Origin of the sequence: Arthrobacter glacialis (assembly GCF_002909445.1) — a bacterium.
Classification (GTDB): Bacteria; Actinomycetota; Actinomycetes; order Actinomycetales; family Micrococcaceae; genus Specibacter; species Specibacter glacialis.
Map to the genome: position 1 here is coordinate 48,852 of NZ_PPXC01000017.1, position 17,948 is coordinate 66,799.

The 17,948-nt window shown below is 61.3% G+C and carries 17 protein-coding genes; 8 read left to right on the top strand and 9 right to left on the bottom strand.

The genetic code is table 11. From position 1 onward, the window contains the following. The first annotated feature begins 31 nt into the window (after positions 1-31). A complete protein-coding gene (locus tag CVS27_RS17420; protein ID WP_165788198.1) occupies positions 32-859 on the top strand; it encodes a carbohydrate ABC transporter permease in 828 nt (275 codons plus the stop codon). Between the two features lie 52 nt (positions 860-911). Further along, entirely contained in the window at positions 912-2,243 is a 1,332-nt protein-coding gene (locus CVS27_RS17425) for a sugar ABC transporter substrate-binding protein (RefSeq protein ID WP_103467126.1), read from the top strand. 125 nt (positions 2,244-2,368) lie between these two features. Here CVS27_RS17425 and CVS27_RS17430 read toward each other — a convergent pair whose 3' ends face one another. The 5 genes from CVS27_RS17430 to CVS27_RS17450 all read right to left on the bottom strand — a co-directional run bounded on the left by CVS27_RS17430 (position 2,369) and on the right by CVS27_RS17450 (position 8,580). Further along, on the bottom strand, positions 2,369-2,755 hold the full coding sequence (locus tag CVS27_RS17430) for a DUF1304 domain-containing protein (RefSeq protein ID WP_103467127.1): 387 nt from the start codon (positions 2,753-2,755) through the stop codon (positions 2,369-2,371). 25 nt (positions 2,756-2,780) lie between these two features. Continuing rightward, complete coding sequence (locus CVS27_RS17435) at positions 2,781-4,529, bottom strand: pyruvate dehydrogenase (RefSeq protein WP_103467128.1); 1,749 nt, start codon at positions 4,527-4,529, stop codon at positions 2,781-2,783. Between the two features lie 191 nt (positions 4,530-4,720). Then, positions 4,721-5,878 carry a mannitol-1-phosphate 5-dehydrogenase gene (locus tag CVS27_RS17440; RefSeq protein ID WP_103467129.1) on the bottom strand — a complete coding sequence of 386 codons (1,158 nt, stop codon included), beginning with the start codon at positions 5,876-5,878 and terminating at the stop codon, positions 4,721-4,723. Beyond that, entirely contained in the window at positions 5,878-7,794 is a 1,917-nt protein-coding gene (locus CVS27_RS17445; RefSeq protein ID WP_103467130.1) for a PTS mannitol transporter subunit IICBA, read from the bottom strand. Before CVS27_RS17445 ends, CVS27_RS17440 begins: the two co-directional genes overlap by 1 nt. A 63-nt stretch (positions 7,795-7,857) precedes the next feature. Further along, positions 7,858-8,580 (bottom strand): TetR/AcrR family transcriptional regulator, encoded by a 723-nt coding sequence (locus CVS27_RS17450; RefSeq protein ID WP_103467131.1) that lies wholly within the window; start codon positions 8,578-8,580, stop codon positions 7,858-7,860. Between the two features lie 149 nt (positions 8,581-8,729). Here CVS27_RS17450 and ptsP point away from each other — a divergent pair, with 149 nt between their 5' ends. Then, the gene (ptsP, locus tag CVS27_RS17455) at positions 8,730-10,415 is read left to right on the top strand and encodes a phosphoenolpyruvate--protein phosphotransferase (protein WP_103467132.1); all 1,686 of its coding nucleotides are present in this window, start codon (positions 8,730-8,732) and stop codon (positions 10,413-10,415) included. 86 nt (positions 10,416-10,501) lie between these two features. Continuing rightward, positions 10,502-10,780, top strand: coding sequence for an HPr family phosphocarrier protein (locus CVS27_RS17460; RefSeq protein WP_103467133.1), 279 nt, complete (start codon positions 10,502-10,504; stop codon positions 10,778-10,780). Between the two features lie 5 nt (positions 10,781-10,785). On the opposite strand, the gene CVS27_RS17465 is transcribed toward CVS27_RS17460, so the two are convergent. Continuing rightward, on the bottom strand, positions 10,786-11,076 hold the full coding sequence (locus CVS27_RS17465; RefSeq protein ID WP_103467161.1) for a MoaD/ThiS family protein: 291 nt from the start codon (positions 11,074-11,076) through the stop codon (positions 10,786-10,788). 10 nt (positions 11,077-11,086) lie between these two features. Further along, positions 11,087-12,229: a WD40/YVTN/BNR-like repeat-containing protein gene (locus tag CVS27_RS17470; protein ID WP_103467134.1), complete on the bottom strand. Its 1,143-nt coding sequence runs from the start codon at positions 12,227-12,229 to the stop codon at positions 11,087-11,089. A 219-nt stretch (positions 12,230-12,448) separates the two neighbouring features. Between CVS27_RS17470 and CVS27_RS17475 the strand changes: the two genes are divergently transcribed. Genes CVS27_RS17475 through CVS27_RS17485 form a run of 3 tightly spaced genes read left to right on the top strand, consistent with a single transcriptional unit; the run spans position 12,449 to position 15,333 of the window. Next, positions 12,449-12,775, top strand: a complete 327-nt coding sequence (locus CVS27_RS17475; protein ID WP_207767561.1) for a metal-sensitive transcriptional regulator — start codon at positions 12,449-12,451, stop codon at positions 12,773-12,775. Positions 12,776-12,780: 5 nt separating this feature from the next. Beyond that, positions 12,781-13,005 (top strand): heavy-metal-associated domain-containing protein, encoded by a 225-nt coding sequence (locus CVS27_RS17480; RefSeq protein ID WP_103467136.1) that lies wholly within the window; start codon positions 12,781-12,783, stop codon positions 13,003-13,005. 24 nt (positions 13,006-13,029) lie between these two features. Then, positions 13,030-15,333 carry a heavy metal translocating P-type ATPase gene (locus CVS27_RS17485; RefSeq protein WP_103467137.1) on the top strand — a complete coding sequence of 768 codons (2,304 nt, stop codon included), beginning with the start codon at positions 13,030-13,032 and terminating at the stop codon, positions 15,331-15,333. A 55-nt stretch (positions 15,334-15,388) separates the two neighbouring features. Here the strand turns inward: CVS27_RS17485 and CVS27_RS17490 are convergent, their stop codons facing one another. Then, positions 15,389-16,414 (bottom strand): EamA family transporter, encoded by a 1,026-nt coding sequence (locus CVS27_RS17490; RefSeq protein ID WP_103467138.1) that lies wholly within the window; start codon positions 16,412-16,414, stop codon positions 15,389-15,391. 73 nt (positions 16,415-16,487) lie between these two features. On the opposite strand from CVS27_RS17490, the gene CVS27_RS17495 reads away from it, so the two are divergent. Then, on the top strand, positions 16,488-17,057 hold the full coding sequence (locus CVS27_RS17495; protein WP_103467139.1) for a CGNR zinc finger domain-containing protein: 570 nt from the start codon (positions 16,488-16,490) through the stop codon (positions 17,055-17,057). Between the two features lie 80 nt (positions 17,058-17,137). Here the strand turns inward: CVS27_RS17495 and CVS27_RS17500 are convergent, their stop codons facing one another. Beyond that, positions 17,138-17,929, bottom strand: a complete 792-nt coding sequence (locus tag CVS27_RS17500; RefSeq protein WP_243399967.1) for a carbohydrate ABC transporter permease — start codon at positions 17,927-17,929, stop codon at positions 17,138-17,140. Positions 17,930-17,948 lie beyond the last annotated feature (19 nt).

Consider the following 17,948-nt stretch of genomic DNA (forward strand, 5'->3'; position numbering starts at 1 on the left):
CTATTCCCAGGCCCGCGGCCCCCGTGAGCAAATGCTCCCGCGTATGGGCGCCATGCTCATCATGGTGGTCTTCGCCTTTTACTTCCTCATCCCGATCTGGTGGCTCTTCGTTTCCGCAACGAAATCCAAGGGCGATCTGACCAGCACCAACCCGCTCTGGTTTTCAGAGGTCAACTTCTTCGAGAACGTCGGCAATGTCCTGACCTACCGCGACGGCGTATTCCTGCGCTGGATTGGCAACAGCCTGGCTTACGCCGGCGGTGGCGCCCTGGTAGCTACAGTTCTTGCCGGAATGTGCGGTTACGCCCTGGCTAAGTACAGCTTCAAGGGCCGGGAGCTGATCTTCAATGTCATTCTTGGCGGCGTGCTGGTTCCGGCAACAGCCTTGGCCCTCCCGCTGTTCCTCATGTTCAGCCAGATCAACGCGACCAATACCTTCTGGGCCGTATTCCTGCCCAGCATCGTGAGCCCGTTTGGTGTTTACCTGACCCGTATCTATGCCGGCTCAAGCGTCCCCGACGAGCTCATGGAAGCCGCCCGATTGGATGGTGCCAGCGAAGTTCGCACCTTCTTCAGCGTTTCGGTGAAGCTGATGTTCCCGGCTTTGGTTACCGTTTTCCTCTTCCAATTCGTCGCGATTTGGAACAACTTCTTCCTCCCGCTCATCATGCTGCGCGATGAGGCAAACTTCCCCGTTACCCTCGGGCTTTACACCTGGAACTCTCAGATCAACCAGATCCCTGAGCTCCGGATGTATGTACTGGTCGGCGCGCTGCTATCGATCATTCCGCTGATCGTGGCGTTCTTGTTCCTGCAGCGGTTCTGGCGCAGCGGACTGGGCGCAGGCTCGGTCAAATAGTTTTCACCCCTGCATTTTCTTATCCCTTTAAAACAATCACTTCAAGGAAGAAATGAAACCCTTTAAAAGCGCCATTGCAGTCGTCGTCCTTTCAGCCATTGCCCTCACCGGGTGCTCAAGCAGTGATTCGAGCGGCACTGCCGGTGCCGGTGCCGCCATCGATTGTTCACCGTCCGACACCCCTGTCACCCTCTCCTTCACATCATGGATCCCCGGGATTGAAGGCGTGGTTGAGGTTTGGAACAAGTCGAATCCGGACATTCAGGTCAAGGTGCAAACCGGGCCTAACGGGAACAGTGGAACGTACCAGAACTTCTTCAACCAGCTCAAGGCCGGCAACGCCCCGGACCTGGGGCAGGTTGAATACGATGCCCTGCCAAACTTCCGCGTTCAGGACGGTCTGACAAACATTGCCGCGTGCCAGGACGTAGCTGACGCAGAAAGCACCTTCATTCCGTGGGCATGGAATCAGGTCAGTTTCGGCGAAGAGGGAGCCGCTTACGGAATTCCCCAGGACACCGGCCCCATGGCGCTCTTCTACCGCAGCGATCTCTTCAAGGAGAACAACATTGCGGTTCCCACCACGTGGGAAGAGTTCGAAGCAGCTGCCGTTGAAGTCCGCAAGACCGGCAGCTACATCACCAACTTCTCACAGAATGACGTCAATCAGTTCGCCGGCCTGGTATGGCAGACCGGTGACACCTGGTTCAAGAACGACGGCGACAAGTGGGAAGTCGCACTGGCCGGCACCGGAAGCACCACCGTTGCGAAATACTGGCAAGACCTGATCGACCGCGACCTTGTTTCCAGTTACCCCGGTTGGACGTCCGAATGGGACAACGCCTACAACACTGGCAAGGTCTGGAGCTGGAACTCTGCAGTATGGGGCGCAAACTCCATCGCATCCGGAGCACCTGACACCGCAGGAAATTGGAGCGTCGCTCCGATGCCCCAGTGGAAGAAGGACGATAACACCAGTGGAAACTGGGGCGGTTCCTCAACGGTTGTCTTCACCGGTTCCGAGCACCCCTACGAAGCTTCAAAGTTCGCGCTCTGGCTCAACACCTCAAGCGAATCCCTGACCATGCTTAACGAGTCCGCAAACCTGTACCCGGCTACAACGGCTGGACTGGATCTCCCCTCGCTGAAGAACGGCGTCGAATTCTTCGGCGACCAGAAGATCTATGACGTATTTGCCGCTTCGGCCAGCCAAGTTTCCAGCACTTTCGTGTGGGGCCCGACAATGACCCAAACCTACAACAGCGTGTCAGACGGCTTCAAAGCAGCCGTTACCGGCAAGGGAACTCTTCTGGATTCGTTGAAATCCGCTCAAGACGCAACAATCAAGGAACTCACCACCCAATCAATTCCCGTGGCTGAATAACCACAGCCTTGCTCGGAACACAATGAGGGGCAGACCAATTGGTCTGCCCCTCATTGTGTTCCGCTGGGCTCGACATCTCCCTGACCGGGCGGAGCGTCACGTTCCTTGGTGCGCTACACAATGAATTAGAAAATCAGCCACGCCACAACCAGTACGACGGCGATCAGCGGGAAGGTGAGCTGCACCAGTGCCGCTTTTGCTTTCGCAGGCGATGAAATAAGCAGAACCAGGCCCGCGGCAAGCATGGAACCTGCCCCGGCCAGGACCAGCGCGGCACCCACCCCGTGGTGGCCGGCGGCGGCAGCGATGATGCCGGCCGCGGTCACCACGGCCAGGAACAGGTTGTAAAAACCTTGGTTGAAGGCAAGTTCCTTGGTCGCGTTCGCCTCTTCAACAGAGGTGCCGAACGTCTTCCTGGTGCTCTCCTCTGTCCAACGCAGCGATTCCAGTACAAAGATGTAGACGTGGACTAGCGCGGCGAGGGCGGCAACGATGAGGGCAGCGGTAAGCATGTGAATCCTTCGGTATGGGGTTGTGTTAGCCGCGCGGGATGTTGCGCAGGTTGGAGCGGGCCATGCTGACGGCCTCGCCGGCTCCCTTGTTCAGGACGATCTTGGACATGGCCGTGGCAAAACCGATGATCTGCCCGCCCTTGATCTTAGGCGGAATCGACAGGGCATTGGGGTCGGTGATCAGTTCCACCAGTGAGGGTCCGTTGTGGGCGAAGGCGGCTCGGTAGGCGTCGGCGATATACGCCGGGTCCGAGACGCGCACGGCGTGGAAGCCCAGCGCCGCCGCTACGGCGGCATAGTTGACGTCGGGGACATCCACGCCAAAGTCCTGCAGCCCGTCCACCAGCATTTCCAGTTTCACCATGCCCAAGGTGGAGTTATTGAACACCACCACATTGATCGGCAGCTTGTGGGCGGCAACTGTGATCAATTCACCCAGCAGCATGGACAGGCCGCCGTCGCCGGAGACGGAGATGACCTGCCGGTCCGGGTAGGCGGCTTGCGCCCCGATGGCTTGGGGCAAAGCATTGGCCATGGAACCGTGCAGATAGGAACCAATCAATCGCCGCGTGCCCAGGGGGTTGATGTAGCGGGCCGTCCAGACATTGCACATGCCGGTGTCGGCGGTGAAAATCGCGTCGTCAGCGGCAATCTCATCAAGCAGGGAGGCTGCGTATTCCGGGTGGATGGGGACCAGCTTGTCAGCCTTGCGCGTGTAGGCGCCCACCGATTTGTTCATGAGTCGGTCGTGTTTTTTCAGGATTGCATCGAGGAACTTGGAATTCTCCTTCTCCTCTATCAGGGGCATAAGCGCCTGGAGGGCAGGCAAAACGTCGCCGTGAACAGCAATGTCCACATCCGTTCGCCGCCCCAAATGCTCCGGCGCCCTGTCCACCTGCGCGGTTCTGGTGGAAGGCAGGAACTGGTCATACGGAAAATCGGTGCCAAGCATGATCAACAGGTCAGCGTCTTCGATCCCCTCTGCGGCTGCGCCGTAGCCCAACAGCCCGGTCATGCCGATGTCGTACGGGTTGTTGTATTGGATGAAGTCCTTGCCGCGCAGGCTGTGGCCGATCGGGGCATTGATTTTAGCTGCCAGAGCCACCACCTCATCATGGGCGCCCTGCACGCCGGCACCGGCAAAGATAGCTACCTTTTGGGCGCCGTTGATGGCATCGGCCAACTCCTTGATACTGTCCGGGGCCGGCACCAGCGTGGCCGGACGCAGAGGGCGCTGCAGGGGCGATGGTGCAGTGGCGGGCAGGCTGGCAATGTCGCCGGGCAGCGTCACCACAGCCACCCCGCGCAAGCCCACAGCATGTTGGATCGCGTTGTGAAGCACCCGCGGTGCCTGGTCGGAGGTGCTAATCAACTCCGAGTACACCGAACATTCACCAAAAAGTCGGTCTGGGTGGGTCTCCTGAAAAAAGCCGCTGCCAATTTGCACGCTGGGCAGGTGCGAGGCGATGGCCAGCACGGGTGCGCCCGTGCGGTTGGCGTCATAGAGGCCGTTCATCAGATGCAGGTTTCCTGGCCCGCAGGAACCGGCACACACGGCCAGCTCCCCCGTCAGTTGCGCTTCGGCGCCTGCTGCAAAGGCCGCGGCTTCTTCGTGACGGACGTGGATCCAGTCGATCCCGCCGTTGCTGGAGCCGCCGGTTTTACGCACCGCATCCACTAGAGGGTTGAGGCTGTCCCCCACTATCCCGTAGATGCGCCGCACACCGGCTGACTGTAATTGTTCGATCAGTTGGCTGGCAAGTTCCTTGGCCATGGCTGGCCCTCCCGCTGTTGGGTGATCCTGGGTGAACGCTTTGATGCCAATATAGTCCCCGCGCCCGTGATTCGGGCACGCAAAACGGGGCCAAGCCACGATAACGGCACATCGTGCCACCTATCGCGCGGCTAGACCCCGTTTACTAGGTTTCGCGCCGGCTTGGTCCCGCTCTCGCGGAGCCCTCACCGTTATTTGGCTGCCGCCGCTGCTTTCACGGTTTCGATCGCGTCGCGGACGGCCGGGAACAGCGGATGCTCGGGTGCCAGCCCCGTGATCCTTTCAGCAGCTGCGGAGGCCGTGCTGCCGTTGAGGATCTCGGCAAGCTCCACAGCTTCGGCGTCACTTTCGTCAGTGAATCGCAGTGCCGCTTCAACAGCTTCAAGCAACGCCACAGGGGCGACACCGTTCTCGGCCAGCTCGGCAGCCGGGCCGATGAACCGTTCGTGGCGGCCGAGTTTGCGCAGCGGTGCACGACCAACGCGCCCCACCGTGTCCGGCAGGTATTGGTTGGAGAACCGCACCAGGATCTTTTGGACGTAGGCCTCCTGCTCCGCCTCGTCAAACCCGTGCTTCTTGACCAAGAGGGCCTTGGTTTCCTCCAGCACGGCCCGCACCTTGGCCTTGACCGCGGGGTGTGCCATGGCGTCGGAGATTTTTTCAATGCCGGCGGCGTAGCCAAAGTAGGCCGTGGCCGCGTGGCCGGTATTCACCGTGAACAGCTTGCGTTCAATGTAGGGCACCAAATCGTCCACAAAGGTGGCCCCGCCGATCGCGGGCTCGCTGCCATGGAACGGGGTTTTGTCGATGACCCATTCAAAGAAAGACTCCACAGTGACATCCAGGCCCTGGCCCGGCGCCTGGTTGGGCACAATCCGGTCCACAGCCGTGTTGGCGAACACGGCGCGGGCATCAACAGCCGCCTCATCCACCGCGTTGTCAGCCCGGATGGCTGCCTCCAGGATGTCAGTGGCATTGATCGCATTCTCACACGCCATGACCTGCAATGGTGCCAAGGCGGCGTCGCGTGCTGCGATGCCGCGGGCAATCAGCGGTGCAACGAACTTGAGGATATTCGGGCCCACAGCTGTGGTGACCATGTCCGCCGTCGCGATTTCGGCGACCACAAGTTCCGGTGTGAGCGCTGAGTTCAGCGCCCGGAAGTTGTCCACGGTGTGCACGGCAGGGTGCTCACCCACTTCATGGACGCTGTAAGAATCCGCGGCGGCAAGCTCGTTGATGAGGGCCTCGGCGACGTCGGCAAAGACAATCTCGTAGCCGGCTTTGTGGAGCAGCAGCCCAACAAATCCGCGACCGATATTTCCGGCACCAAAATGAACTGTTTTCACTATGCGTTGACCTTTCCAAAGATGTCCAAAACCTCGTCGACACTGGTGGCGTGTTCCAGCCTGGCCACCTGGTCTTTGTCGGTAAAGACCCGTGCGATCGAGGACAAGATTGCCAGGTGCTCGTTGTTCACCCCGGCCACGCCCACCACAAACTTCACGGGCTTGCCGTTCCAGTCGATGCCGTTCGGGTAGTGGATGACGGAGACGGCCGAGGAGATGATGTTGCCCTTGGCCTCGTTGGTGCCGTGCGGGATGGCCAGGAAGTTGCCCATGTATGTGGACACCGATTCCTCGCGCTCATGCATGGCCCTGACGTACACGGCATCCACGGCTCCGCGGGCCAGCAAAAGCGCCCCGGACTCATCGATGGCGCCGTCCCGGGTGGTGGCGGTGCCTTTGAGGATCACACTTTCGCGGGCCAGAATGTTGCTGCCCACCGGAGCTTCAACCACCTCGTCTGGTGCGTCGGCGAAGGAGCCGGCGGCCGAGTTTTTGGCACGGACCAGCTCCACAATTTCGTCATACCGGGGGCTGTTCATGAAGTTGTCCACGGAGACGTGCACGGCACTGGCTGTGGCGGGGGCGGCACGGGCGGCCAAGTCCTGGTGAGTCACGACGACGTCGTATGTGTCAGTCAGGTTGGCGATGGCCGAGTTGGTGACTTTGACTTCCGGGAAGCCCGCCTTCTTGATCATGTTGCGCAGCACCGAGGCGCCCATGGCGCTGGAGCCCATGCCGGCGTCGCATGCGAAGACAACAGTGCTGATCGGGCCCTTGGCACCGTCGCCCGCGAGGGCGAACGCGACCGAGCTCTTCTTGCCCTTCAGTGCTTCCATTTTGGCGGTGGCGTCGCCCAGGCCGTCGCTGTCGGCAGGGATCGGGCTGATCTTCAGAATGAGGGAGCCAATCGCAAAGGAAACGGCGGTGGCCGCTACCACCGACAAGGCAACACCGAAGTAGCTGTCCTTGGCTGTCATCGCAAAGACAGCAAAGATGCTTCCCGGGGCAGCCGGGGCAACCAGACCCGCCCCGGTCAGGACCAGCATGAAGATGCCCGTCATACCGCCAGCGATGGCTGCCATGATCATGATCGGCTTCATCAGAATGTACGGGAAGTAGATCTCGTGGATGCCGCCGAGGAACTGAATCACTGCCGCGCCCGGGGCAGAAGCCTTTGCCAAGCCTCTGCCGAAGAAGGAGTAGGCGAGCAGGATGCCCAAGCCTGGGCCGGGGTTCGCTTCAAGCAAGAAAAGGATGGACTTGCCGTTGGCAAGTGCTTGTTCGGTGCCCAGCGGGGTCAGGATCCCGTGGTTGATGGCGTTGTTCAGGAACAGAACCTTGGCGGGTTCGATGAAGATGCTTGTCAGCGGCAATAGCCCGTTATTGACCAGGAATTCAACCACGCGTCCGGCGCCGTTGCTGAAGGCCAGCACCACCGGGCCCACCACCACCAGACCGATCACGGCCATGATGCCGGAGAGGATACCGGCGGAGAAGTTGTCAATGAGCATCTCAAAGCCTGGCTTGACCCGGCCTTCCCAGACCTTGTCCAGTTTCTTCATCACCCAGGCGGTCAGCGGACCCATGATCATGGCACCAATGAACATGGGGATGTCCGTACCCACAATGACACCCATGGTCGCCACAGCACCCACCACGCCACCGCGGACTCCGTGGACCATCTTGCCGCCTGTGTAACCAATCAGGACGGGCAGCAGATAGGTGATCATGGGGCCAACCATGGCCCCGAGGGTCTCGTTGGGGAAGAAGCCCTTCGGGATGAAGAGGGCTGTAATGAGGCCCCAAGCAATGAATGCCCCAATGTTGGGCATAATCATGCCTGAGAGGAAGGTGCCGAATTTCTGCACCCCAACTCGCACGCCACCCTTGGGGGCGGCCACTGATTGTGTTGCCATTGTTATTCCTAACCGTGAGTCCTGCGCCTGTGCAGGAGTAACTGGTGATGTTTACTGGTTATTTCAAGAATTTTTGGAAATGCGATCAAGCCACTCCAGGAACAACTTCAATTCAGACGTTGAGAGTTGTTCCGGGTTGGACGATTCAAGCGCGGCGTTGAGGGCGATGGCCGCCACCACCACCGATGATGCGCCCACTGGCGCCGCTGCCGTACTGAGTTCAAGCTCCGAAGAGACGGCGGAGATCACCGCTTCCCGGGTCATATCGGATAAATCGAAGTTCCTGTCGGCCGCAGGTTCCGCAAGAAGCATCAAAGTGACCCCCACATTGGCTGCCAGGATGCTTCTGGCCGCTTCCTTGGGTGAAACGCAAAGCTGTCCGGCCAAAGCCGCCTTCTCCAGCATTTCCTCCATGAAACCTTCAGCCTCAGCGACCCGCACCGGACGGCTCTCCGGGCGGATATTGCCGAACATCACCGAATACAGCTGTGGATTGTCCAAGCCGAACTGGAGATGGTTGTCCCAAATTTGGCGGACATCCTGCAGCGGACGGCCACTCGGGGCAAAGTTGTGTTCACCGGCCACGTACTCTTCAAACCCGGCATCAATGACTGCGTTGAAGAGCCCTTCCTTGTCGCCAAAGTGGTGGTAGAGGGTAGGTGCCGTCACGCCGGCCAACTCGGTAATTTGCCGGGTAGATACTGGCGCACCCGCCGAATTAGCCAACAATTCGGCGGCAGCTTTTAGCAGCCTGACTTTCGGTGGAAGCTGGCTGTTGAAGTTCATGACTGCTACCCTAGCATCTATAGCAATGCTATATGAAGTACATCACAGGATATATTTTTAGGACACCCCGCAACCGCGGGACACCCACTGGCGGGCACCGCGGCCCACCGGCTGGCACTGAAGCCAGACAAAGAAATTGAGGAATTTCAATGCAGAGTTTCCCAGGAGTTGGCGTCAGCCCCGGACGAATTGTTGGAACCATTCGGCAAATGCCGAAACCCTTGGCTGAACCGCCTGCCGGGGAGAAACTGGCATCGGGGACCAGCGCCGCGGACGCAGCAGCTGCGCTTACGGTGGCAGCTAAGGCTGTTCAGGCCCAGTTGCGTGACCGCGCCGCTGTGGCCGGGCCCGACGCCAAGGCCGTCCTGGAAGCAACCGCTCTCATGGCTACGGATCCCATGCTCATCAAAGCGTCCGTCAAACTGATCAACACCGGCACTTCTGCAGAGCGGGCGGTGTGGGAAGCCGCCGAAGCCGTGGTGACCATGCTGGTGAATTTGGGCGGCTACATGGCCGAGCGGGCCGCAGACGTCCTAGACGTCCGCGCCAGGATAGTGGCCGCACTGCGCGGCATCCCGGCACCCGGCATACCCGCCTCCGAAGCACCCTTCATCCTCGTGGCCCACGACTTGGCACCGGCAGACACAGCCACGCTGGACCCCGCCAAGGTGATTGCCCTGGTCACGGCCGGTGGCGGCCCGCAGTCGCACACGGCCATCATCGCCCGTTCGCTCGGCCTGCCCGCAGTGGTCGCCGCCGCCGGTGTTGACACGCTGGCGGACGGGACGGAAGTTTATGTCGACGGTACGGCAGGGACCATCGCCACCGATCCCGGCGACACTGAGCGCTCGGCAGCGGCCGCTTGGGCAGCCAACGCATCATTCCTGACAGTTTTTGATGGGCAGGGTACGACGGCGGACGGCCACTTGGTCCCCCTCCTGGCCAATGTGGGCGGAGCCAAGGACGCCGTCAAGGCCGCGGCCGCCGGCGCCCAAGGCGTGGGGCTGCTGCGCACCGAGTTTTGCTTCCTGGAACGGGAAACAGAACCCTCCATCGAGGAGCAGGTTCAGGCATACCGTGGAGTGTTTGACGCGTTCCCGGGCAAGAAGGTTGTGGTCCGCACCCTAGACGCAGGCGCGGACAAGCCGCTTCCCTTTTTGACCGACGCCGATGAGCCGAACCCGGCGCTGGGTGTGCGCGGCTACCGGACAGACATCTCAACCCCCGGGGTGCTGGAGCGCCAGCTCGCAGCCATTGCGGAGGCGGCCCAGGGAACCACGGCCCAGGTTTGGGTCATGGCTCCCATGATCTCCACTGCCGATGAGGCCGCCCGCTTCGCTTCCCTGTGCGCGGCGGCAGGACTGAAGACTCCTGGCGTCATGGTGGAAGTACCCTCCGCGGCAGTTACGGCGGAGTCAATCCTGGGCCAGGTCGAATTCGCCAGCCTGGGCACCAACGACCTGACGCAGTACACCATGGCCGCGGACCGCCAGCTGGGCCCCCTGGCCGCGCTGAACAACCCGTGGCAGCCCGCAGTGCTCCAGCTGGTTCGCCTGACAGTGGCCGGATCCATCGCGGAGAGAAGCGGGAAGCCCGTTGGCGTCTGCGGTGAGGCCGCCGCGGACCCTGCCCTCGCCGTCGTTCTGGTGGGCTTGGGCGTCTCAACACTGTCCATGACGGCACGGTCACTGGCGGCGGTGGGCGCCGTCCTTGCCACTGTGACACTGAAAGAAGCACAAGAAATTGCTACATTGGCCTTGCACGCAGCAAACCCCACGGAAGCACGGGACCGGGCGCGGAAGAAATTGCCCATCCTCGCAGAACTTGGCCTCTGATTCTCTCCGGCCAACCCGAACCACAGCACCAATCAACCACAGCACCAATCACCAAGATGTCATTAACCACTCCCACAGGAGGAACCATGTCCGAACGTAAAGCAACCGTCGCCAGCAGCTCAGGATTGCACGCCCGCCCAGCTTCCCTGTTTGCCGCAGCGGCCGGTGAAACCGGCGTTGAAGTCACCATCGCCATGGATGGCGCCCCGATCGATGACGCCATGGACGCCAGCAGCATCTTGTCGTTGATGACCTTGGGTGCCGAGCACGGCAGCGTGGTGGTCCTGCGGGCCGAGGGCGACGGTGCTGACGCAGCCCTGGACTCCTTGGTCCAAATGCTCGAAACGGACCTTGACGCACTCTGAGTGGTTTAGCCGCCGGCCACGGATTGAATGATCATCACTTCCCGGCCGGCGGCCACCTGGGTGGCCAGCCCATCCAGGCGACGCACATCGTCGCCGTCGACGTAAATGTTCACGAACCGCCGCAGCGCCCCTGTCTCATCGCGCAGGCGCCTGTTGAATTTTGGAAATTGCGCACCAATGACGTCCAGCAGTTGCGCCACACTGGCGCCGTCGCCAACGTCCAGGCGCAGCTCTTCGCTTCCGCCCACCATGGTTTGCAACAAGCGAGGAACCAAGACTGTCACTTCCTTGGCCATGACCACACCGCTAAAGCTCGACGGCGGCGGCACGGACACATAAGACGTCCGGCAGGTGGGTGAGGACTTCGACAAAGTGCTCGCCCTCGTTGGCGCTGGCATACACCGAACCGCCGCGAGTGCCAAAGTAAATACCGGCAGGTTCGGCATTATCAACGGCCGCCGCATCCCGCAGCACCACGTTGTAGTCGGGTTCCATCAACCCATCCGCCAACCGTTTCCAGGTCGCGCCGCCGTCGTCCGTGCGGTGCACCGCCATCTGGCCCTCTGGCGGAATCCGTTCACCGTCGGCCTTGATGGGCACAACCCATGCCGTGCCGGATCGGCTCGGGTGGGTCAAGATGGTGAAACCGAAATCCGTGGGCAGTCCGTCCGCAATGGAATTCCAGGTATCGGCGTTGTCATCGGTACGGTACACGCCGTGGTGGTTTTGCGCGTAGAGGGTCCCGGAGCTGTTGGGGTCGCGGGCGATCTTGTGCACGCACTGGCCAAATTCCGGCAAGGGGTCTGGCATGAAATACGCCGTAATGCCCTTATTCCGGGCCTCCCACGTCTCTCCGTCATCGGTACTCCGGTACACGCCCCCGGTGCTCATGGCCACATGAATGGTGCCGGGATCGTTGGCGCTTGGCAGGACTGTATGCGCTGCCGCGCCACCAAATCCGGCACCCCATTCGGGGCGGTGCGGATGGTCCCAGAGGCCCCGGTTGAGCTCAAAATGCTCTCCGCCATCGGTGGATTTCCACACCGAAATGGGCTCACATCCAGCCCACACCACGCCTGGCTGGTCCGCACTGTCCGGCTGGATCTGCCATACGCGCTCCAGCGCCGCAGCTGTATCTGCCGGGAAGGTGATGGCTCCGTGGTCAGGCTCTTGCCAGGTGGCGCCAAAATCGTCCGAGTGGGCAACTGTCGGCCCCCAGTGTTCGCTGCGCAAGCCCACCATGATTCGGGTTTTGCCGCCCCTGGTGTCGATCCCGATGCTGGGGATCTCTTGCATCAAAAAGTGGGGGCCGGTGAAAGTGAAGTTCGATCTGTCGATACTGGTGCCCAGCCACAGACCTTTCTTGGTTCCCACGGCGAGCAGCGTAGTTATCGGCTGGTCCTGCGGCTGGTCATCCAAAGAATTCGGCTGCGCTCCATTGCTTGTCATGGGTTAAATTCGACCACCCCAACACCACGGCAACAAGAGTTACTAACCAGTAACTTCTGATCCCACACGCCCAATCCCGTATCCGGTGCGCCCGTCCCCGCTTTTCGCGCCCGTCCGGACGGGCGCGAAAAGCGGGGACGGGCGCACCGGGCCGCAAAGTCCCATCAATACCCCCATGGGGTACTTGACCAATACCCTATGGGGGTATACATTGAAGGCATGACAAGCACCCAAACAGAACATCCCGGCCCGCACGGCTACAGCGAGGAAAAACAGGCCTACTTGCGCCGCCTCAAGCGCGCAGAGGGCCAGGTTCGCGGCATCGCCCGCATGGTGGAGGAGGACAAGTACTGCATTGACATCCTCACCCAGATGGCCGCCGTCAACAAGGCACTGCACGCCGTGAGCATCGGCCTCCTCGAGGACCACATTGCCCATTGCGTGGTCAACGCCGCCCATGAATCCCAAGAATCAGGCAACCCGGAGATCGTCTCCGAGAAGGTTTCCGAAGCCACCGCCGCCATTTCCCGCCTACTCAGGAGCTAATAGAGATGAACACCACCACCATCAACGTTTCAGGGATGACCTGCGGACACTGCATCAGCTCCGTTACCGAGGAACTGACCGCACTCAAGGGCGTGGAGACTGTCTCCGTGGACCTCAACGCCGGCAGTATCTCCGAGGTCACCATTACTTCCACCCTGACCCTTGACCCCGCCGAAATCAGCGAGGCCATCGCCGAGGCCGGCTACCTCATGGTTGCCAACAACGCCTAACCCGCTTTCAATTTAAGGAGCGCCATGAGCGCCTCAGATATTTTGACCCAAACCGCCACACCCGGCCCCCGCATGGTTGAGCTCGACATTGAAGGCATGACCTGTGCCTCGTGCGTCAGCCGGGTTGAACGCAAGTTGGGCAAACTCGAAGGCGTCAGCGCTTCCGTGAACCTCCCGCTGGAAACAGCCCAGGTCACGGTCCCCGCCGGCATGTCCAACCAACAAATCATCGACACCGTCAACGCGACGGGCTACAAGGCCCGGCTAAAGAATGTCCCTGCTGCCACATCAATGCCCAAGCACGACGCCGAACCCCACCACGAGCACGACGCTCACCCAGGCGCCGCGCAGGAGCATACCGACCACATGGCACATGGCGGCACCGCCGCAACACTGCGCCCGCGGCTGATCCTGGCCGCCATTCTCACCATCCCTGTTTTCTTGATCTCCATGTTCCCGGCACTGCAATTCCCGCACTGGGGCTGGGTGGTGGGTGCCCTGACGCTGCCCGTGGTGACGTGGTCCGCCTGGCCATTCCACCGGGCCGCGGCCATCAACGCCCGGCACTTCGCCTCCACCATGGACACCCTGGTCTCCATTGGTGTCAGTGCGGCGTTCGCGTTCTCCACCGTCACCATGGTCATGGATCCGATGCTCACAGCACACGGCGCCCACATGAGCGGGCACGCGCCCCTGTACTTTGAGGTCTCGGCCGTGGTGGTGACGTTCCTGCTGTTGGGACGCTACCTGGAAGCCAAGGCGAAGGCCAGGGCCGGTGACGCGCTCAAGGCGCTGCTGAGCCTGGGCGCCAAGGAAGCCACTGTGCTTCGCGACGGCGTCGAGGTTAAGATCCCGGCGGACCAGCTGGCAGTGGATGAGATCTTTGTGGTCCGGCCCGGCGAAAAAATCGCCACGGACGGCATCGTCACATCCGGCACCTCGGCCGTGGACACCTCCCTTATTACCGGTGAGTCCCTGCCCGTGGACGTCACTGTGGATGACGGCGTCACAGGCGCCACGATCAACACCTCCGGCCGCCTGTTGGTGCGCGCCACCCGCGTCGGCGCGGAGACAACGCTTGCCCAAATGGGCAAACTGGTCAGCGCCGCACAGGCTGGCAAGGCACCTATTGCGCGCCTGGCGGACAGGATCAGCGCCGTGTTTGTGCCGATCGTGCTGGTCATTGCCGTCATCACTTTTGCACTGTGGCTGATCTTCAGCGGTGATATCCAGGCCGCCTTCACTGCCGCCGTCGCTGTTTTGATCATCGCCTGCCCTTGCGCCCTGGGACTCGCCACACCCGTTGGCCTACTGACCGGAACCGGCCGCGCTGCCCAGTTGGGCATCCTGATCAAGGGCCCGCAGGTCCTGGAAGACACCCGCACGGTGGACACCATCTTGCTGGACAAAACCGGCACCGTCACCGAGGGCAAGTTGAGCGTGGTCGACGTCGTGACCCTCGCCCAGATGCCGGCAAACGAGGTCCTGCGCCTTGCAGGTGCTGTGGAATCCCACAGTGAACACCCCATTGCCCACGCCATTGCCGAGCACGCCCGCACCCAGGGTGAGATGCCTCAGGTGGAGGACTTCACCTCAGCCCCCGGCGGCGGCGTACGGGCCCTGATCGAAGGCAGCACGGTGCTGGCTGGCCGGGCAGGCTGGCTGGAGGAAAACGGCGTCGAACTTTCCGATGCTGACCGCAAGGCATTGGTGACGCAGCAACAGCGCGGCACCACCGCCATCTGGGTGGCCGTGGACGGACAGGCCGCCGGCTTGATCGCACTCAAGGACACCATCAAGGCCGGTTCCGTTGAGGCCATTGCCAGGCTCAAGGAGCTGGGCTTGCGGCCCATCCTGCTCACCGGTGACAACGCCGCCGTGGCAGCCCAGGTGGCGGCAATCGTGGGGATACCACCTGCGGATGTGTTTGCCGATGTCCTGCCCGAGGGCAAGGTGGAGGCGGTCAAGAAGTTGCAGGCCGCCGGGGCCACGGTGGCGATGGCGGGCGACGGCGTCAATGACGCAGCAGCCCTGGCGCAGGCCGATCTTGGCATCGCGATGGGCTCGGGCACAGATGTTGCCATTGAGGCGGCAGACCTGACGGTCATGGGCAATGACTTGGGCCAGGTGGCCACGGCCATTGCGCTGTCACGGAAAACGCTTGGAACCATCAAGACGAACCTGTTCTGGGCGTTCTTCTACAACGCCATCGGCATCCCCGTAGCAGCACTTGGCTTGTTGAATCCGATGATCGCCGGTGCCGCCATGGCTGCCAGCTCGGTGCTGGTGGTGGCGAACTCACTGCGGTTGCGGCGTTTCGGCAAGTAGCCAAAAGGAGGTCCGGCGGGCAACCCCGCCGGACCTCCTTTTTGTCTGGGGACAGCTAGTCTCGCGCGGGACTCGCATCGGCATCCGCCACGTCCAGGTCCACAAGGTAGCCGCCACCACGCGTGAACGGCCCACGCAACTCGTCTAGACGCACCATGACCACGCCAAACATGATGAACAATCCACCCATCAACTGGATGAGCCGGGGCAGCTCGCCCAGCAGGATCCACGCCCAAATGACGGCAAAAAGCACTTCGAACAACGCCACAAAGGAGGCCACCTTGGACCCCAGCCCGCGCGTGGCAATAATGCCCACCACATAGGCGAACACGGTTGTCACCAGTACCAGGCCCAGAACCGGCACAAACCAGGGCACCTGGTTTCCCGCGAACACCACATCGCTGGTGGTGTACGCCAGCGGCATCACACCCACCAGCCCCATGCCAATGATCGCTGCGGCGCCCACAGCCATGCCGCCGCCAGCCATCAGGATCGGCGGCACGTTGTCGTCGGCACGGGCTGACATGACAAAGTAAAACGCCGAGCACACGGCCGCGGCCAAACCCCAGAGGATGCCCTCCACGCTGACCTGCTGGCTGCCGGCAAGATCGAGCACCAAAACCAACCCGCCCATGGCACTCGCTGCACCCAAAATCGTCAGGGCACGCGGCCGCTGGCGGGTCATCAGCCACGCCCACGCCACCAACAGCACGGGCGAGAGGTATTCCAGCAACAGGGCCACACCCACCGAAAGGTGCGCCACGGCGTTGAAGAAGAACAGCTGGCACAGGGCTATCGGGACAATTCCGTAGATAGCTATGCGCAGCAGCGAGCCCTTCACCGCGTGCCACTGCCGGACCAGAGTGATGATGACAGGAATGAGCAGGACAGCGGCGGCGCCGCCAATGCGGATGGCGACGGCCGCGCCCGGGGACCAGCCGGCGTCGAACAGCGACTTGGCAAAGGAGCCGGACAGGGCAAATGCCGCAGCCGAAACAAAGGCCAGCAACAGCGCCGGCGAGGCCACGGGTGTTCGGGTTGCGGCAGTGGGCACAACAGCTGTGTTCTTGGAAGAGGGCATGAGAGCATCCGTATGTCAGGAGTGTAAGGCGTTAGACTAATGACACTACGCCCGTCAATTGTCAGGAGTCAACATGGTCTTTACTAATGACACGGAAGTGGCTTTGCAGTCAGCCGCCAATCTGATCAACACAGCACCCAGTTCAGTCGAAGCTGACCTGAGTGTCACGGGGCACGACACCCTGGCGAGCATGGATGATCTGGACGCGTTTGTGCTGCGGGAACAATTTAGCGGATCACGCGAGCATTCGCCCGCTGAGGTCAAGGCAGTGCGCGCCATGCGCAGCGAACTGCGGATCATCTTTACCGCGGATGAGGACACTGCGGCGGTCATGACCAATGCACTTCTGGCCCGCGCCCACGCACTGCCGCAACTGGTTAAGCACGACCAATGGGATTGGCACCTGCACGCAACAGCGCCAGCAGCTCCCCTGGCCCAGCGCATGGGGGTTGAGGCGGCCATGGCCCTGGTGGATGTGATCCGCGCCAAGGAACTGGGCCGGCTGAAAATATGCGCCGCCCCGGACTGCCAGGCGGTGCTCATCGACCTGTCCAAGAACAGGTCCCGACGGTATTGCGATACCGGCAATTGCGGCAACCGAGCCCATGTGGCCGCCTACCGGCGTCGCAAATCAACCGGTTAAACACATCGAACGGGCAGCAGTTGTCGATGTTGGAGTCCTACATCAACAACTACTGCCCGTTCGATCTGGGGAAAGACGAGTTACTTCATGGTTCCTGCAGACACCGAGCCCTGAAGCTGGCGCTGGAAGAGGATGTACATGACCAAAACAGGAACAACCACAATGATGGCTGCCGCGAACAGTGAACCAAAGTCCACCGCGTAGCCCTGCTGGCCGGCGAAGGCAGCAATACCCTGCGAAAGAACATAGTTCTCACGCTTGGTGTTGATGGCCACGGGGATCAGGTACTGGTTCCACAAACCCAGGAAGTTGAAGATGGCAACGGATGCCATACCAGGCTTGGCCATGGGCAGCATGATCTGGAAGAAGGTGCGCCATTCACCGGCGCCGTCAATCTGTGCCGCTTCAGCAATTTCGCTCGGCAGAGCCTTGAAGAAGGAGAACAGGAAGAACACGGTGAAGGGAAGCGCGAACGCCACGTAGACAATGATCAAACCGGGCAAGGTATTCAACAGTCCCATGTTTTTCAAGATGAAGAACAAGGGCACAATGGCCAGGAAGATCGGGAACGTCAGGCCTGCGAGCATCAGGTAGTAGATGGCACGCGAACCCGGGAAGACAAAGCGAGCCAAAACATAGGCGCACATGGCCCCCAGCACCATCACGATGACGAGCGCAGCGCCCACCACAATGACCGTGTTGAAGAAGTACGATCCGATTCCGGCCGTGTTCCACGCGTTGACGTAGTTCTGGAACTGCCAAACCTCAGGCAGGGAGAACGGTGACGCAAAGATCTCTGACGTTGTCTTGAACGAGGAGAGCAGGGTCCAGCCCAGGGGCACCAGCACCAGCAGGGACCACAGGGCCAGCATGGTGTGCGAAACACCCGCT

Coding starts and splice junctions, on each gene's coding strand:
- CVS27_RS17485 (WP_103467137.1), top strand. CDS start 13,030: ATGAGCGCCTCAGATATTTTGACCCAAACCGCCACACCCGGCCCCCGC.
- CVS27_RS17445 (WP_103467130.1), bottom strand. CDS start 7,794: ATGGCAACACAATCAGTGGCCGCCCCCAAGGGTGGCGTGCGAGTTGGG.
- CVS27_RS17450 (WP_103467131.1), bottom strand. CDS start 8,580: ATGAACTTCAACAGCCAGCTTCCACCGAAAGTCAGGCTGCTAAAAGCT.
- CVS27_RS17465 (WP_103467161.1), bottom strand. CDS start 11,076: ATGGCCAAGGAAGTGACAGTCTTGGTTCCTCGCTTGTTGCAAACCATG.
- CVS27_RS17460 (WP_103467133.1), top strand. CDS start 10,502: ATGTCCGAACGTAAAGCAACCGTCGCCAGCAGCTCAGGATTGCACGCC.
- CVS27_RS17430 (WP_103467127.1), bottom strand. CDS start 2,755: ATGCTTACCGCTGCCCTCATCGTTGCCGCCCTCGCCGCGCTAGTCCAC.
- CVS27_RS17490 (WP_103467138.1), bottom strand. CDS start 16,414: ATGCCCTCTTCCAAGAACACAGCTGTTGTGCCCACTGCCGCAACCCGA.
- CVS27_RS17425 (WP_103467126.1), top strand. CDS start 912: ATGAAACCCTTTAAAAGCGCCATTGCAGTCGTCGTCCTTTCAGCCATT.
- CVS27_RS17435 (WP_103467128.1), bottom strand. CDS start 4,529: ATGGCCAAGGAACTTGCCAGCCAACTGATCGAACAATTACAGTCAGCC.
- CVS27_RS17500 (WP_243399967.1), bottom strand. CDS start 17,929: ATGCTGGCCCTGTGGTCCCTGCTGGTGCTGGTGCCCCTGGGCTGGACC.
- CVS27_RS17480 (WP_103467136.1), top strand. CDS start 12,781: ATGAACACCACCACCATCAACGTTTCAGGGATGACCTGCGGACACTGC.
- CVS27_RS17495 (WP_103467139.1), top strand. CDS start 16,488: ATGGTCTTTACTAATGACACGGAAGTGGCTTTGCAGTCAGCCGCCAAT.
- CVS27_RS17470 (WP_103467134.1), bottom strand. CDS start 12,229: ATGACAAGCAATGGAGCGCAGCCGAATTCTTTGGATGACCAGCCGCAG.
- CVS27_RS17475 (WP_207767561.1), top strand. CDS start 12,449: ATGACAAGCACCCAAACAGAACATCCCGGCCCGCACGGCTACAGCGAG.
- CVS27_RS17420 (WP_165788198.1), top strand. CDS start 32: ATGCTCCCGCGTATGGGCGCCATGCTCATCATGGTGGTCTTCGCCTTT.
- ptsP (WP_103467132.1), top strand. CDS start 8,730: ATGCAGAGTTTCCCAGGAGTTGGCGTCAGCCCCGGACGAATTGTTGGA.